Origin of the sequence: Francisella sp. XLW-1, from assembly GCF_008711455.1 — a bacterium.
GTDB classification, from domain to species: domain Bacteria; phylum Pseudomonadota; class Gammaproteobacteria; order Francisellales; family Francisellaceae; genus Francisella; species Francisella salimarina.
This window is the reverse complement of the sequence record NZ_VXKP01000004.1, coordinates 334,980-349,305: the sequence shown is the minus strand read 5'-3', so window position 1 is coordinate 349,305 and position 14,326 is coordinate 334,980. Positions and strand designations below refer to the sequence as shown.

Below are 14,326 nucleotides of genomic sequence, written 5' to 3'. Positions count from 1 at the left end.
AGGTAATCGCCATCTTATTCAAATATCAAAGACTTATCGTGATAAGCAATACAAAAAGCCTCATAAATATATGGGGCTTTGTGTTTTTATAACTAACAAATTTAAATTATCCTTATCAATTTGTTTAAATACAAAATGATATTAACTAATTATTATGGTTAGCAACTACCTTATTACTATACATTTCAAAAGAATCATCATCAGCCTTAGTTTGTTGTTGTTTATTGATCAAAGATTGTGTTTCTATTTCAGCATTAGTTAATTCTTTAGATATTGATTGTAGTATCTGGTTGTTGGATGTTTCTTTATTAATAATAGTAGGAGATGCATATGGGTAGGCTGAATATGATAGCAATAATAGGTACATTAATAGCTTCGACTTCATATCTTAAGCTCCTTATAATACTTTGCTATAAACAGTATCAGATATTACATCTATTAATTATATATTATTTTATTGCTAATAAAGAAATATCTTATTAGGATAAATCATGTAGCATTATTTAGAGTTTATGCGAGAATGTATTTTGTTGGATTATCTGGGCATTCATGTATACCACATTCAATGAATGTTGATGCGACGTTTGTAAAAATAGCAATAATGAATATGATGAATGCTGCATGAGTTAAGAATCTAATCTTTTTATTTTTAGCTAATTTTACTTTATCTGGGTGTTTATTTATTTCATACTGATCTGGATAAGACATAACAATAGCTATATAAATAACTGCTACCATAGATATAATAAACACCCAAGTATACATATGTAGCCCAAAGACAGTTGATCCATAGCCAACAGGATCTGTTACGTGTAAGGCTATTTGTCTTACTGATATAAATGCTGTCAAAACAGCAGCTAATAGTGAGAGTGCATAATGGCTTGGTCTTACGCTATAACGTATATTTAGCAGGAACCCAAAACCTATAGCTAGCAAGCCTAATCTTTGCAAAAGGCATAATGGGCAAGGGATTTCTCCCATTACAAATTGAAAATAGAATGCGGATACAATAATAACTGTAATACCCAAGACCTCAATAGTATTCAGAAGCTTTATTAAATCATTTTTAAAATACTTTTTCATATTATTAAGCCTCCAAACTTATAAATAAATCATTAAATGGTCTGTGGCATGATGCAAGAAAACTAAGCTAGTTACAACAAGAAATATACTGAAAACTATGATACCCCAGCGCCAGCTAAACCAAGATAGGAAAACCGCAAGAAAAAGAAATATATAACTGATTAAAATCCCTGGCATATTAAACACTCCTATTATATTGATACATCAACTTAATAATAGCAGTATTTGAATATCATTTCATTTTATATTTTCTAAGACTAGTCGAAACTATATTTCATACCATTATCCAAAATCATAATTAAGATGTTGTAGCTTTTGTCTTTAGGAAGCTTTTCAATTAGCTTTTTGGCTATAAAATAATTTGCACCACTACTGTGTCCAGCGTAAATACTTTGCTCTTGGGCTAGTTCGTTACATCCTTGTATAGCTTGTTTATCTGTGAATTGAATTATTTCATTAATGTATGATAAGTCCATAGACTTACAAAATACGGGATTACCTGGGCCCTCAACTTTATAACTGTATATATTTTGCTCTATTGGTTTTCCGTGATAAAAAATATCGTAATAAACAGATCCTTTAGGGTCTGGCATAAGAATTTTAGTTTCTGGGAATATCTCTTTTATTCTTTTAGCACAACCAGTAATAGTTCCACCAGATCCTCCAACTGTTATAAAGAAGTCTATATTTTTTGAGTGAGTTAAAAAATAGTTGACTATTTCTTGTCCTGTAGTTTTGTAATGACACTCTGTATTTAGTAGGTTGTCATATTGATTAATTAACACTCCATCTAAATCTTTTGCTAAGTGCTTAGCTTTATTTACATAAAAATCAGCATCTGTGTGATTGGCAGTATTTTTGCATATTGTTAAATTTGCTCCAAAACTTTTGATCATTTCTCTTTTTATTCTTCCAGTTTTTTCTGGACACGTAATATATACGGGATGATTATATAATTTTCCAATTGCAGCTAGCGAAGTTCCCATATTGCCAGAACTTGCTTCAATAATTGCTTGTTCAGAGCTTATCTTTTTATTTTTGATTAAATTATCTAATATATATTTTGCAACTCGATCTTTTATACTTCCTGTAGGGTTAAGCCATTCGCACTTGGCATACAAGTTATGAGCGTTGTTGGTTTTTAGTTTGATAATAGGAGTTTTGCCTATTAGAGAGATCATGATATTTTTACTATATTTTAAATTAGGTAATTTTAGCAAAATGTTTGCTGTAGAATCTTTTAATTATCTGTAATGAGTATAATAATGAGTTGCTTTTGTGATATTGTGAGACTCATAAAGTGATATATGATTACGTTTGATACCAACAGAGTAAGATCTTAACTTAGTTGGATTAGCATTAGCAAAAGTAGCAGTTATAACTGATATCAAAATTAATAGAGGTATTTTTTTCATCATTTGTTCCTTTATGTTTTTATTATAATCTAGTTAATATTTAGTATATATGTAGTAGTGGTGATATGTCTCTAGCAAAAGCTACATAGCAGTTATGCATACATGAACATAGTCACTAAAACTTATATTGATTTTGGATAGTTGAGAAATTACTGATGAAAAGCATTAAAGTTACTTAGGCCTGAGTTTTATTTATCCTTAGGAGTTAGTTTGTTAGTTACATCTCCAGTTAAAGATTTATCCATAACTGATATGCTTTTAATTGGTTGTCCCTCACTTAAATTAGCCTCATTAAGATTAACAAAAATTCTATTACCAACTAATGTGTCGTAAATATACAAGGTATTATGAGACATTGATGTTACTGACTTCCATTGTGTTGGCCATTTATCTTCTAAACTAGGATTACTTAAATCCTCATTTTTGTAACCCTTAACAAATGGTACTGATAATGAGTCAGATGCTGCAAACATATAGTTAACAGCTTGGTCAGCAGAGTCGGCATCTGGTAAGTTTTCACTAATGAAATTAGCTCTTACAAATCTATATCCAGAGTTAGCACCACCTGGCAGTTTATCTACATTATAAAGTCCTAGTTTTTTAGCTTCTTTTAGCGTTTTTAGTTGCTTTGCGTAACTAGGCTCATTGGTTATAGCTTTTACATTCCTATGGACAGTCAATTTTCCATTAATATATTCTAAGACAGCACTATCTCCTGTTCTGTCTTCTATCATATAGTGAATTGGAAGATTCACATCTTCTCCATTCATTTTTACCGTCGGTACATATATTTGGTATTTATCTAGATTTTCTAGAACTTCTTCCACAGTTGAGTAGTTTCCTAGCACATAGTTAATCCAATTAAATCCATTAACTCCTGGTTTGCTTAGATCTCTTTTAGGTTGGACAGTATCTCCTAAATAAAGCAGGTGAGCAGCTAATCCTTTCTCATTTACCCCTTCGGCTGAAAAATCTATAGGTAAAGTTTCTTCTATGGTCGCATATCCGTACTTATCTGTCCAACTCATTTGGTTATCTCTCAAATTACCAGTTTCTTTAGTACCTCTTGGATATACAGTCAAATTTGGCTTAAGGTCTATGAACATATCCATAGTTCTTGTGGTGTATGCTCCTACGTTACCTCCAAAGTCATGATTAATTTCGGAGCAAGCCATAGCTGGTATTGATGTTGCTAATATTGCGCTACTTAAAATAATTTTTGATAGTGTTTTTCTCATTACTTATTTCCTTATTTGTTGTTTAAAAAGCTAAAGTTAATTTATCAGCTTACATGGCTATTATATTTGTAGTAGTATTAATTTGTCTGTAGCAAAAAATGCATAACAGCTATGCGCAAATGAGGTTAGTGATGAATTTTGATGATATTTTTATTTTTATTAAACTTATTAATATAGGTACATTTACAGAATTAGCTAAACATTTAAATATTTCTCAAAGTACAGTTTCTCGTAGAATTCAAAGCTTAGAAGAATCTATAAATATGAAATTGATTAAGCGTAACTCAAGAGGCTTAATAGAAATGACTGAAGATGGAGAGTCATTCTATAAAAACTTTAAAGATATTGAGCAAGAAGCAAGTTCAATATTTCAGCAGCTAATGAATAAATCTAAAGAAATAACGGGAACTTTAAAGGTAGGTATACCAAAACTTTTTCTTGATAACATACTAGCTGATAGATTGGATTTATTTTATGCTAGATATCCAAATGTCCGATTAGTATTTAGTTATACTGCAGGAGTAGTAGATCTGGTTAAGGATGATTTCGATATAGCAATTACTATTAAAAAACCTTTAGTTACAAACTGTACTATAAAAACGTTAGTAAGAGCCAAAAATAAACTTTACGCTAGTGAAGAGTATATTCAAAAATATGGACAGCCAAAATCTCTGAAAGATTTAGAAAATCATGATGTTGTTGGATTCTTAAGTCATGATAAATATCAGACTAGTTTGACAGGTTTTTTAGAGGGAGATGACTCTAAAGAGGAGGTTAGTATTAATCCAAATCTATTTTTTAATAATCTTATATTCGATATTAGTTTAGCAACTAAGTGTAATAAGATTGTTAATACTTTGGATATTTTTGCTAATAGTAAATTAGATATATTACCAGTGCTTAATGATTATTATTTTGGCGAAACTAACTTTTATTTGGTAAGAGCAACTGGAGTTAGAAATAATCTTGAGCAAGAGTTTGTTAAATTTGTTAATGTTTGTTTGCAGGATTATTAAATGAATAAAGTATTAGTAGTTTTTGTTATATTGATTATTAGTGCAGATTTGTATGCGATAGTAGCTGGTAATTCATTAAATATAACTAGCAGTAAAGTTAAAACAGTAGAGGTTGATAAGAATATTAACAAACCTTTTAATAGTCGTCAGTTAGAAGATGATATAACTATGGTTAAAACTAATTATAAGTAAAAAAGAAGTTTTTTATACTATTTTCCAATACAAAAGCTTGAGAAAATCTCTCCTAATAGGTCATCAGAGCTGAACTCTCCTGTGATTGAGTTAAGATGCTCTTGAACTATTAATAATTCTTCTGCTAAGAGTTCTCCATTCCCAAGTTCTAATTGCTCTCTAGCAAGTTTGATATGTTCAAAAGCATTATTTATAGCTGTAACATGTCTCTCACGAGCTGTATAAACACTCTCATTTTGAGTTGTATAACCAACTTTGGCAAGAATATGATCTTTTAGCTTATCAATACCTATGTTGTTACCTGCGGATATATAAATATGATTATTATGATTCATAGGCGCTTCTTCAAGAAGGTCTATCTTATTGTGAACATAAGTAATATCTATATCTTTAGGTATTTGATTATAAAATTCAGGTATTATATCCTTTATATCACTAAATTTAACCTGGCTATTTGTATAGTCATCAGTTACAAATAATATTTGATCTGCCTCTTGAATCTTTTTGATTGCTCTTTTGATTCCTTCGCTTTCGATAACATCATCACTGCTACGTAATCCAGCAGTATCGATAATATGCATTGGAACACCATTTATTTGAATATGCTCCTTTACAATATCTCGAGTTGTACCTGCTATTGATGTTACAATGGCAGACTCTTTACCAGCTAGAGCATTTAAAAGACTAGATTTACCGGCATTAGGCTTACCGACTAGTATTAGTGTTACGCCTTCAACAAGGATCGCTCCTTGTTTACAACTATTTTTGACATCGAGAATTGTTTTATATATTTCTTGTAAACTGGTATGAATCTTTTGATCTTCTAAAAAGTTGATTTCCTCTTCTGGAAAGTCAATAGATGCCTCAACATACATTCGTAGATAGATAAGTTTTTCTAAAAGACTATTAATCTCTCTAGAAAAATCTCCTTGAAGAGACTTTGCTGCTGATTTTGCAGCTATTTCTGAAGATGCATTAATAATATCAGCTACAGCTTCAGCTTGAGCTAAATCAAGCTTGTTATTAAGAAATGCTCTTTCTGTAAACTCTCCAGCATTTGCCATTCTAGCGCCACATTCTAGGGTGGCTTTGATTATTAAGTTAAGTATAAAAGGATTGCCATGTGCTTGTATTTCAACAACATCTTCACCAGTATATGAATTAGGAGAATTGAAAAATATTACAATACCATGATCAACTATTTCATTTGCATTATAAATATTACAGAATGTGGCATATCTAGGTTTGAGACGTTTTTTTGTGAGCTTTTCGGCTATTGATAAAGCATTTACGCCAGAGATACGTATTATACCTATACCACCATTACCTTGGGGTGTTGCAACTGCAACTATAGTATCTTTAGTATACATATTTATTTTATTTTGTAGTTTGAGTTAATATCAGTATCATCTTCTTCTTGATCTATCACACGACCTTTTTTATTTGTATATTGCTTAAAAAAATCGGGATTTTCTTTAATTATTTTCCTACGTATAAAAAATGAGAAAATCATAAAAAAAATAATTAGAAAAACAAATAAAGGAGCAAAAATAATAAATGATATAACTGCTACCGCAATAAGACCTAGAGAGGTTAAAATTTGTTTTACATTGTTGTTCATTGCTTTGCTTTATAGTATTTAGCTTGTATAATATGAATACAAGTATATCACTTAGGTGGTTATTAAAACAGAGCTCCATATAATTCTGTGGGCGTGTTATTCAAAATCTGGAGGTTTATATGAATATTCAAATTACTGGTAGACATGTTGAAGTTACTGATCCAATCAAAAGTTATGTTAATGAGAAAATTGGTAAGGTAGGACATTATTTTGACAACATCACTTCAACAAAAGTAATTTTAGATGTTGAAAAAGATCATCAAGTGGCAGAAGCTATAGTTACAGTTCCAGGTAGTGAATTTGTGGCGAAGGCGGATGATAAAGATTTATATGCAGCTATTGATATGCTTGAAGATAAATTGGCTCGTCAGATAAAAAAACATAAGAATAAATTGAGAGATAACCACGCGACTGGTCATTCTGAATAAGTATCTTGTTATATTTTTCTATATAAAATTCATGAACTTAAAAGCTCTAATAAGTAAAAAAGATATAATTTTAAATTTAAATATTGAGTCAAAAAAGCGCTTAATTGAGTTTTTAGCAAATCGAGTATCTGATAGTTATCCAGATATAAGTGAAGATATCGTTCTAAAAAACATCTATAAGCGTGAGAGAATCGGTAATACATATATTGGCAAGAATATTTATATTCCTCATTGTAGGGTTGAAAACCTTATGACTACTAGAATAATGATAGTTACATTGAAAAATAGTTATTATGATAATTCCATAGACGATGATATTAAAATAGCTATTGGTGTTTTCTTTCCAGATAAGATATCAGATATTCATATGGAATTATTAAAGCAGTTAGCCCTTTATCTAAAAGAGGATCGAACCCAGCAATATTTTCAGCAAGCTGAAAGTTCTGATGATTTGTATAATTTAATTATTAATACTAACAATGACTAATTTATCTAATAATATACGTATAGTTTTAGTAGAGCCTTCTCACAGTGGCAATGTAGGTTCCACTGCTAGAGCAATGCTGAATATGGGATTAACAAATTTGTGGCTAGTCAATCCTAAAAAAGGCATAGATGACGAAGCCATAGCATTATCATGTCATGCTACAGAAGTTGTGAAAAATGCTAGGATTGTACCTAATCTTCAAGAAGCACTTGACGGTATAGATTATGTAGTAGGGACTAGTGCAAGAGTGCGTAGAGTATCTCTGCCTATAGAGCCTATATATAAAGTTGCTACAAACATACTTAATAAAATCCAAAAATCTGATGAAAAAATAGCAATATTATTTGGCAGAGAAAGAACAGGACTATTAAATGAAGAGCTTTTGATGAGTAATGTGCATGCGTATATTCCGTCAAATGAAGGATATACATCTCTTAATCTAGCCCAAGCTGTACAACTAGTAGCTTATGAGATTTATAAGCAAGCTGTAGAGATTAGTGACTTAAAAGAAGTTCCTGAATATACTCATTTGCATAAAAAAGCTTCTGTCAAAGAGCTGCAAGGGTTATATCAACATTTTGAAGACAGTATGCTTCAATCTGGATTTTTGGATAAAGATAAACCTGGTCATGTAATGGATAAGGTGCGTAGACTTTTTCAAAGATCTGAATTAGAGAGTCAAGAGGTTAATATATTGAGAGGCTTTTTGACATCATTAGATAATCAGGGTAAGTTAAAATGATTATCCTTGGTATAGATGAAGCAGGGCGTGGACCATTATCAGGACCTGTAGTTGCTGCTGGAGTAATACTAGATCCTGAAAAAACTATTGATGGTCTTGCAGACTCTAAAAAATTAACAGAAAAAAAACGTCAATCACTATATGAACAAATAATTTCTCATGCAAAAGCATATACAATAGTTGAAGTTTCACCTCAGCAAATTGATGAATTAAATATCCTTCAAGCAACGCTCAAAGCGATGAATCAAGTTGCAGATAATTTAAAAGGACAATTTGACAAAGTGCTGGTCGATGGTAATAAATTACCAAACTGGGATTATAATTCAGAAGCTATTGTGAAAGGTGATTCAAAAATTCAAGAAATATCTGCAGCTTCAATATTAGCAAAAGTACATAGAGATAATATTTGTCTTGAGCATGATAGATTATTTCCACAATATGGTTTTGCCAGGCATAAGGGTTATCCGACAAAAGAGCATCTTGAAAATATAAGAAAATATGGTGTATTAAATATCCACAGAAAAAGCTATAAACCAATTCAACTATTGTTATAAATGAATAACTCTGAAAACTACTACACCGCAGGAAAGAGTTTAGGACTTTTTGCACTTACAGCTACTCTTGTAATGACAGAGTTAAATGTATCAACTCTAATAGGTTTCTCGAGCTTGGGATATTTATATGGATTCTCAGCACTATCTCTAGGAATTGTGTTTTTAGCTGGATTATTATTTTATTCTTTTAGTGTCGCTAAAAAGTGGAAAAACTTTGATGCAATTAGTGTTTCTGAATTTTTTTCTCAACGTTATAATCCAATATTTGGATTAGTAGTAGCATTATGTTTGTTAACTGCGATGGCGGGGTTTGGAGCTAACTTTATATACTCTACTACAATTTATCTACAAGAGATTTTTCCTGCTTATAATCATTGGTTAATAAGTGGGGTTGCTTGTAGTTTAATGTTGTTATTTACCATAAGAGATGGGCTACTGATGATAGTAAAAATAGATAAATTGAGCTTTTTATTATCTATAGTTCTATTTATATATTTAGGGTATTCAGCATATAATGCTGATGCTTCTGCACTTGGATATATTAATAATGCACAAATACCAACTTTACCAGTTTCTTTTTCTATATCTTTAGCAATTCTTACAGCATTTACTTACATACTTTCACCATGGTATGGACAAAAAATATTTGCTGCAAAATCTAAGAAAGTAGCTTTTTATGCTGTCCTGATTACATCATTTATAGTGAGTTTGATTTATTTGATAGCTGTCTATACTACGGCTAAATATGCAGGAGTGATTAGCTCTACAAATCCTGATGAAGCATTTGTGTATATTGTACGAAATCTCTTTAGTAGACCTATGTTAGTTATATTTTATCTTATGATGTTTATGATAGCTTTGACAACTATAGCAGCATTATGGAATACTATGGCCTCGATGTGTTCTGTGCATTTTCAAGATAATAAAAGCGAGCACAAAAATATCATTACAGTAATTATTATTGCAATTTTTAGCTACATACTTGCTAATACTTTTATAGACCAAGTTCTTGATAAAATGTTGCTTTTTAATATTCCTATAGCTGCCTTAGCATTTAGTTTGCTATATGGGTTTTATGGTAACAAGACTAATTTATTAGGAGCTATTCTAAGTACTGTAATAGGTGTGATAAGTGCTTTATGTTGCTATTTGATTTTTAATCAAGATGATTTTGTTTTCTATTGGGCAAGTGTGTGTATACCTTTAAGTTTTATGATTGGGTATTTGCCTGTGGTATTAGGATATTTTAAAAAATTATAGTCTATTGTTTCTGGGTTTCTTAAGTAATATGAATTCAGCAAATATTCCAAGACCTATACCAATTAGCGTGTCAAAAATTCGTGCTATAGTAAATCTGATTACTGTCATATCTGATTTGAGAAAATAAAATACTGCAATTAACCAAATCGTTGCAAAAACAATACCAAGTCCATAATTATGATTAATCATAAAATATGTAAGAAAAATGAAGATAAAACAGGAGTATATTGCTAATGGATATTTATCAAAAATAAAATGTGATAATACAATACCTACAACGGCACCAATAAGAGTACCAATTAATCGATGCAGAGATGTTTTTATCGATATTATATAATTTCCTGTAGATACTATAACTATAGAATAGCAAATCCAAGCTGGATTAGTTATATGTATAAATCTAGCAGTTATATAAACAGAGACTATAAGGATGGTAATGATAATAGCTTGTTTAAAAACAAATGAGTCATTATTAATAGTCGGAGTTTTGATATCAACACTTGGCATAATTATTGTAAATAATGAGGTTGGTATGTAGCCCATTAATAATCCAGTTAGACAGTAATTAAGAGAAGGTAATAGAGTATTCTCAGATAGAATTGGATCAAGATAGAAAAAAAGTAGTACATATACTATCAAGAATATAATTAAAATACGCCCACCATTGAAATATCGTTGTGAACATAGACAATTAAAAACTAAAATTCCACGAGCTAGTTCTTGCAGTATTGGCGAACTTATCAAACTGACAAAAGATGCTAGAAGTATCATTATTAGAACTAGAATTGTATTTGTGGTTAGGCTTTTGATTTGTTCAAGCTTAGTATTTCCAAAGCGATAAAAAGGTAGAAATATCCCAAAAACAAAAGCCCAAATCATAGGTGGCATTTGATGATTGTAAAGGTAGGATGAGCTTAAGCTAGAAAAAAATACAGAAGCTGTAATCGTCGAAGCAAAAATATAATTATTTTTATCTGTGAAAATATTTTTTGTCATATAAATTAAATTTTGATGGCTGCAATTTTTTCTATGAAGTTAGTTATATCAGCTCTAATTCCAGATACTCCGATAATTTTATCCTTATCATAGATAGGTTGTCTTAATATAAAATATGCTCTTGTAACGCCTTTTTTATCAGTGAAAATATCAATAGGATTAATGTCTTTACCAGCAATTATATCTTGATCTTTTTTTCGATATATAGCCCCAATTTTAGCCCCAAAAATTTCTGAGTCATCGAATCCTATAAAATCTTCTGGAGTTAAATCTGCTAGTGCGGCTGCTTGATGATTGATATATATATATTTGCCAGCAATATCTTTTATGAAAAAAGGTGATTTTTGTTGCATGATAGCTTTGTCAAGTAAGATTTGTTTTTGATTTAATGTGATCATGTTTCAAGACTAGTTAGATAATTACGGATTAGATATTATCATTAGTTGAAATATAACGCAATGCTTCATATAATTATAAGTAAAAAATATATATCTTTTATGTTACAAGATAAATTTACAAATTTAAGTCAACAATGGAGAAGAATTAATGCCTTATGGTATAAAATATTCATGAACTATTTGGAGCAAAGAAATTTTACCTACACAGAGTCTATTGTTTTACTAGCTACTTTATCACTTAATAAACCTTCAAAGTCGGATATCTCTAACTATATGAGATGTGAGCCTCAGAGTATTACTAGAGCGATTAATGGCTTGCTATCTAAGAAGTTATTGAAGCGATATGTTGATACAAAAGATAAAAGAGTTGTGCGTTTTGAATTAACAGAACTAGGAAAAGAGTTTTCAGTTAAGACTCAAGATTTTATAAACATAAATTGGCAAAAGTCTTTGGGACATATCGATAATAAAGATTTAAATATCTTTACTAAGCAACTAGATGAGATGATTATTAATCTAGAAAGTTTAACAAATGTTGATAAAACCGAAAAAGAATCTAAATAATCAAAAAAAGGTAATATAAAATGGCTAAGATTATATTAAAAAATGCAAATGTTTTTAATGGTAAAGACAATCAAATTAATCACTATAATTATGTTTATGTAGAAGATAATAAGATTTTATCATTGACTGATAATGAAATTTCTAATTTTAGTGCTGAGGTAATTATAGATTTAAAAGATAGGTTTTTGATGCCTGGGCTTATAGATGCTCATGTGCATTTATCTTCAGCAGCATCAGTGGATCTAGCAAATGATAATATATCAAATGATTTCATGGCTATAGAGTCACTACAAGCAGCAGAAGAGTCATTGCTGAGAGGATTTACGACATTACGAGATGCTGGCGGAGCTGGTTATGGAATAGCTCGGGCTTTTGAAAAAAGAAAAGCAACAACACCAAGATTGTTTTATAGTGGTAAGGCCCTCAGTGCTACTGGAGGTCATGGAGATTTTAGAGGAACTACTGAATCAAAAATTTGTTCTTGTCAAGTCAGTGGTTCAAATGTTTCTACAATATGTGATGGTGTGCCAGAGGTACTAAAAGCTACAAGAGAGCAGCTAAGAGAAGGTGCTACTCAGATTAAAATTATGGCAGCTGGAGGTATTGCATCACCAGCAGATAAAATTACTAACTTACAATTCTCTGATGATGAAATAATAGCAATTGTTGATGAAGCTAAACGTAATGGAACTTATGTCATGGCACATGCTTATACTCCAGAAGCTTTAATACGCTGCGTTAAATTAGGGGTAAGATCTTTAGAGCATGCGAATCTCCTTGATGAAAAGGCAGCAAAAATAATTGCTGCAAATAATGCTTTCATTGTACCTACGTTAGCAATTTATGAAGCATTTTATCTTCATGGTAAAGAGTTTAATACCCCAGATCATGTCTTAGAGAAGTTAGGTGGAGTTCGATCAAATAGTCTTGAGGCTATTAAAATTGCGCATGATTATAGTATTAATGTTGGTTTTGGGACAGATCTATTGGGAGGTATAATGAGGTATCAAAATACTGAATTTAAGATTAGATCTCAAGTTGAAACACCATTCCAAACTCTATACTCAGCTACCTATAAAAATGCAGAGTTATTAAATATGGTAGATAAACTAGGCATAATAAAATCAGGTGCATTTGCTGACATCATTGTATTTGAAGGAAACCCTTTAGAGGATATAGACTTATTGGTAAATCCTAATGAAAGCATAAAATTAATAATTAAAGATGGCTATATTGTTTCAGATAAATTGACTACATGAAATTTCTGATAAGATAGGAAAAATTCCTAGAGAATTAATCTAGTGAAAGAACATTATCTGAGTTTGTTTCTCCTAATTTTTTAGGATTAACTGTTTCATCATCTTCACCTTCATTAATATTGATTCCATAACCAAATTCTCGAGCATACATTCCTTGTTCTGTTTCTTTAGAAAAAACTTCTAAAACAGCTTCCATAGGAATATTTATCGAAATTGGTTCACCATCAAAAGTAGCATCAAAGCTAATATGATTATCGTCAATTTCTAAGCCTTGTATTGCTTGAGGAGATAGGTCTAGTAAGATCTTATTATCTTCATCAATATAGTTGTTAGGTACGATTACACCTTCATATTCAGTATCAACTAAGACATATGGTGTAAATCCGTGATCAACTAGCCAGTTGTATGTAGCTTTAGCCACATAAGCTCTAAGCATAGCCATATCAAGCTCCTTGTGCTTTAATTGTTTTAATGAAATTAGGCTCACTAAGTAGCTCTTTGATTTCTTTAATAATATTTTTATCTTTTGTAGGTATAGAAATCTTAAGCTTAATAAAGTAATAAAAAACGAAGGTTATGATGAGAGTCAAAACGTTAATGTTTTGCGCATCAGGATTACTTTCTGCATTTGTCTCTCTTTCGCTAACAACTGTTTTATAAGTACTAATAATATCTTTTTGCATTTTTACTTTTATCTCAGATGCTTCTTCGTCTGTCAAATCAGAGCTCTGTAATTTAATAATATTTTGTAGAAATGTTTTATTAACATATTCTAATAATATTCTTGCATTAGCTCTTTGCTTTGGAAAAACTGGAAACATCGGAGGAAAAGGGTACAAATCTTCTATAGCCTCTATAATAACACTAAGCCTATATACAGCAAATTCATCTGTACTAAGAGTAGGGATGTTACCATTAGGCGTTATGATATTTAATTCTTCTAAGTGTTTGGAGTTTTCTTCTTCAGAAACATCTATAATCTTTGCATTAGCTCCTTTGATAAGAAGAATCATACGAACTATGTCGCTATAGATATCATCCTTTTTTGTATATAATAACAAGATTTTATCCTC

At 30.7% G+C, this 14,326-nt stretch carries 20 protein-coding genes; 9 read left to right on the top strand and 11 right to left on the bottom strand.

Translation table 11 applies throughout. The features are described from left to right. Positions 1-145 precede the first annotated feature (145 nt). The 5 genes from F3D59_RS08250 to F3D59_RS08235 all read right to left on the bottom strand — a co-directional run bounded on the left by F3D59_RS08250 (position 146) and on the right by F3D59_RS08235 (position 3,736). Complete coding sequence (locus F3D59_RS08250) at positions 146-385, bottom strand: hypothetical protein (RefSeq protein WP_150464488.1); 240 nt, start codon at positions 383-385, stop codon at positions 146-148. A gap of 125 nt (positions 386-510) precedes the next feature. Next, positions 511-1,083: a disulfide bond formation protein B gene (locus F3D59_RS08245; RefSeq protein WP_150464487.1), complete on the bottom strand. Its 573-nt coding sequence runs from the start codon at positions 1,081-1,083 to the stop codon at positions 511-513. 257 nt (positions 1,084-1,340) lie between these two features. Then, on the bottom strand, positions 1,341-2,264 hold the full coding sequence (locus F3D59_RS08240) for a PLP-dependent cysteine synthase family protein (protein ID WP_150464486.1): 924 nt from the start codon (positions 2,262-2,264) through the stop codon (positions 1,341-1,343). A gap of 63 nt (positions 2,265-2,327) precedes the next feature. Then, complete coding sequence (locus F3D59_RS09980) at positions 2,328-2,498, bottom strand: hypothetical protein (protein WP_191092458.1); 171 nt, start codon at positions 2,496-2,498, stop codon at positions 2,328-2,330. A gap of 188 nt (positions 2,499-2,686) precedes the next feature. Beyond that, the gene (locus F3D59_RS08235; protein WP_150464485.1) at positions 2,687-3,736 is read right to left on the bottom strand and encodes a linear amide C-N hydrolase; all 1,050 of its coding nucleotides are present in this window, start codon (positions 3,734-3,736) and stop codon (positions 2,687-2,689) included. Positions 3,737-3,867: 131 nt separating this feature from the next. Here F3D59_RS08235 and F3D59_RS08230 point away from each other — a divergent pair, with 131 nt between their 5' ends. Then, a complete protein-coding gene (locus tag F3D59_RS08230; RefSeq protein WP_150464484.1) occupies positions 3,868-4,752 on the top strand; it encodes a LysR family transcriptional regulator in 885 nt (294 codons plus the stop codon). After that, positions 4,753-4,944 (top strand): hypothetical protein, encoded by a 192-nt coding sequence (locus F3D59_RS08225; protein ID WP_149368537.1) that lies wholly within the window; start codon positions 4,753-4,755, stop codon positions 4,942-4,944. It begins immediately after the preceding gene. A 17-nt stretch (positions 4,945-4,961) separates the two neighbouring features. On the opposite strand, the gene mnmE is transcribed toward F3D59_RS08225, so the two are convergent. Together mnmE and F3D59_RS08215 are read right to left on the bottom strand one after the other, a co-directional pair. Then, complete coding sequence (mnmE, locus tag F3D59_RS08220; protein ID WP_150464483.1) at positions 4,962-6,314, bottom strand: tRNA uridine-5-carboxymethylaminomethyl(34) synthesis GTPase MnmE; 1,353 nt, start codon at positions 6,312-6,314, stop codon at positions 4,962-4,964. A gap of 2 nt (positions 6,315-6,316) precedes the next feature. Beyond that, entirely contained in the window at positions 6,317-6,565 is a 249-nt protein-coding gene (locus tag F3D59_RS08215) for a hypothetical protein (RefSeq protein WP_013922788.1), read from the bottom strand. A 119-nt stretch (positions 6,566-6,684) separates the two neighbouring features. Here F3D59_RS08215 and hpf point away from each other — a divergent pair, with 119 nt between their 5' ends. Genes hpf through F3D59_RS08190 form a run of 5 tightly spaced genes read left to right on the top strand, consistent with a single transcriptional unit; the run spans position 6,685 to position 10,036 of the window. Continuing rightward, on the top strand, positions 6,685-6,993 hold the full coding sequence (gene hpf / locus F3D59_RS08210) for a ribosome hibernation-promoting factor, HPF/YfiA family (protein ID WP_150464482.1): 309 nt from the start codon (positions 6,685-6,687) through the stop codon (positions 6,991-6,993). A gap of 31 nt (positions 6,994-7,024) precedes the next feature. Beyond that, positions 7,025-7,480, top strand: a complete 456-nt coding sequence (locus tag F3D59_RS08205; RefSeq protein ID WP_013922790.1) for a PTS sugar transporter subunit IIA — start codon at positions 7,025-7,027, stop codon at positions 7,478-7,480. Beyond that, positions 7,473-8,222 (top strand): RNA methyltransferase, encoded by a 750-nt coding sequence (locus tag F3D59_RS08200; protein ID WP_150464481.1) that lies wholly within the window; start codon positions 7,473-7,475, stop codon positions 8,220-8,222. Before F3D59_RS08205 ends, F3D59_RS08200 begins: the two co-directional genes overlap by 8 nt. Beyond that, positions 8,219-8,776: a ribonuclease HII gene (gene rnhB / locus F3D59_RS08195; protein WP_150464480.1), complete on the top strand. Its 558-nt coding sequence runs from the start codon at positions 8,219-8,221 to the stop codon at positions 8,774-8,776. The genes F3D59_RS08200 and rnhB overlap by 4 nt, the downstream gene beginning before the upstream one ends. Then, positions 8,777-10,036, top strand: coding sequence for a sodium:solute symporter family transporter (locus tag F3D59_RS08190; RefSeq protein ID WP_150464479.1), 1,260 nt, complete (start codon positions 8,777-8,779; stop codon positions 10,034-10,036). On the opposite strand, the gene F3D59_RS08185 is transcribed toward F3D59_RS08190, so the two are convergent. Then, positions 10,031-11,032 (bottom strand): FUSC family protein, encoded by a 1,002-nt coding sequence (locus F3D59_RS08185; RefSeq protein ID WP_150464478.1) that lies wholly within the window; start codon positions 11,030-11,032, stop codon positions 10,031-10,033. The genes F3D59_RS08190 and F3D59_RS08185 overlap by 6 nt on opposite strands. A 5-nt stretch (positions 11,033-11,037) precedes the next feature. After that, on the bottom strand, positions 11,038-11,430 hold the full coding sequence (locus tag F3D59_RS08180; RefSeq protein ID WP_150464477.1) for a PAS domain-containing protein: 393 nt from the start codon (positions 11,428-11,430) through the stop codon (positions 11,038-11,040). A gap of 99 nt (positions 11,431-11,529) precedes the next feature. Between F3D59_RS08180 and F3D59_RS08175 the strand changes: the two genes are divergently transcribed. Both F3D59_RS08175 and F3D59_RS08170 read left to right on the top strand, forming a co-directional pair. Further along, positions 11,530-11,994, top strand: a complete 465-nt coding sequence (locus F3D59_RS08175; protein ID WP_224721178.1) for a MarR family winged helix-turn-helix transcriptional regulator — start codon at positions 11,530-11,532, stop codon at positions 11,992-11,994. A 20-nt stretch (positions 11,995-12,014) separates the two neighbouring features. After that, positions 12,015-13,253, top strand: a complete 1,239-nt coding sequence (locus F3D59_RS08170; RefSeq protein WP_224721177.1) for a metal-dependent hydrolase family protein — start codon at positions 12,015-12,017, stop codon at positions 13,251-13,253. A gap of 34 nt (positions 13,254-13,287) precedes the next feature. On the opposite strand, the gene F3D59_RS08165 is transcribed toward F3D59_RS08170, so the two are convergent. Beyond that, a complete protein-coding gene (locus tag F3D59_RS08165; protein ID WP_013922799.1) occupies positions 13,288-13,695 on the bottom strand; it encodes a ClpXP protease specificity-enhancing factor in 408 nt (135 codons plus the stop codon). A gap of 1 nt (position 13,696) precedes the next feature. Further along, a complete protein-coding gene (locus F3D59_RS08160; RefSeq protein WP_146421916.1) occupies positions 13,697-14,314 on the bottom strand; it encodes a glutathione S-transferase N-terminal domain-containing protein in 618 nt (205 codons plus the stop codon). Positions 14,315-14,326 lie beyond the last annotated feature (12 nt).

Bases quoted from the DNA above. Each gene is read 5' to 3' on its own strand.
- F3D59_RS08215 (WP_013922788.1), bottom strand. From the start codon at position 6,565: ATGAACAACAATGTAAAACAAATTTTAACCTCTCTAGGTCTTATTGCG.
- F3D59_RS08190 (WP_150464479.1), top strand. From the start codon at position 8,777: ATGAATAACTCTGAAAACTACTACACCGCAGGAAAGAGTTTAGGACTT.
- mnmE (WP_150464483.1), bottom strand. From the start codon at position 6,314: ATGTATACTAAAGATACTATAGTTGCAGTTGCAACACCCCAAGGTAAT.
- F3D59_RS08165 (WP_013922799.1), bottom strand. From the start codon at position 13,695: ATGGCTATGCTTAGAGCTTATGTGGCTAAAGCTACATACAACTGGCTA.
- F3D59_RS08170 (WP_224721177.1), top strand. From the start codon at position 12,015: ATGGCTAAGATTATATTAAAAAATGCAAATGTTTTTAATGGTAAAGAC.
- F3D59_RS08200 (WP_150464481.1), top strand. From the start codon at position 7,473: ATGACTAATTTATCTAATAATATACGTATAGTTTTAGTAGAGCCTTCT.
- F3D59_RS08225 (WP_149368537.1), top strand. From the start codon at position 4,753: ATGAATAAAGTATTAGTAGTTTTTGTTATATTGATTATTAGTGCAGAT.
- F3D59_RS08240 (WP_150464486.1), bottom strand. From the start codon at position 2,264: ATGATCTCTCTAATAGGCAAAACTCCTATTATCAAACTAAAAACCAAC.
- F3D59_RS08230 (WP_150464484.1), top strand. From the start codon at position 3,868: ATGAATTTTGATGATATTTTTATTTTTATTAAACTTATTAATATAGGT.
- F3D59_RS08180 (WP_150464477.1), bottom strand. From the start codon at position 11,430: ATGATCACATTAAATCAAAAACAAATCTTACTTGACAAAGCTATCATG.
- F3D59_RS08185 (WP_150464478.1), bottom strand. From the start codon at position 11,032: ATGACAAAAAATATTTTCACAGATAAAAATAATTATATTTTTGCTTCG.
- F3D59_RS08205 (WP_013922790.1), top strand. From the start codon at position 7,025: ATGAACTTAAAAGCTCTAATAAGTAAAAAAGATATAATTTTAAATTTA.
- rnhB (WP_150464480.1), top strand. From the start codon at position 8,219: ATGATTATCCTTGGTATAGATGAAGCAGGGCGTGGACCATTATCAGGA.
- F3D59_RS08245 (WP_150464487.1), bottom strand. From the start codon at position 1,083: ATGAAAAAGTATTTTAAAAATGATTTAATAAAGCTTCTGAATACTATT.
- F3D59_RS08235 (WP_150464485.1), bottom strand. From the start codon at position 3,736: ATGAGAAAAACACTATCAAAAATTATTTTAAGTAGCGCAATATTAGCA.
- F3D59_RS09980 (WP_191092458.1), bottom strand. From the start codon at position 2,498: ATGAAAAAAATACCTCTATTAATTTTGATATCAGTTATAACTGCTACT.
- hpf (WP_150464482.1), top strand. From the start codon at position 6,685: ATGAATATTCAAATTACTGGTAGACATGTTGAAGTTACTGATCCAATC.
- F3D59_RS08250 (WP_150464488.1), bottom strand. From the start codon at position 385: ATGAAGTCGAAGCTATTAATGTACCTATTATTGCTATCATATTCAGCC.
- F3D59_RS08175 (WP_224721178.1), top strand. From the start codon at position 11,530: ATGTTACAAGATAAATTTACAAATTTAAGTCAACAATGGAGAAGAATT.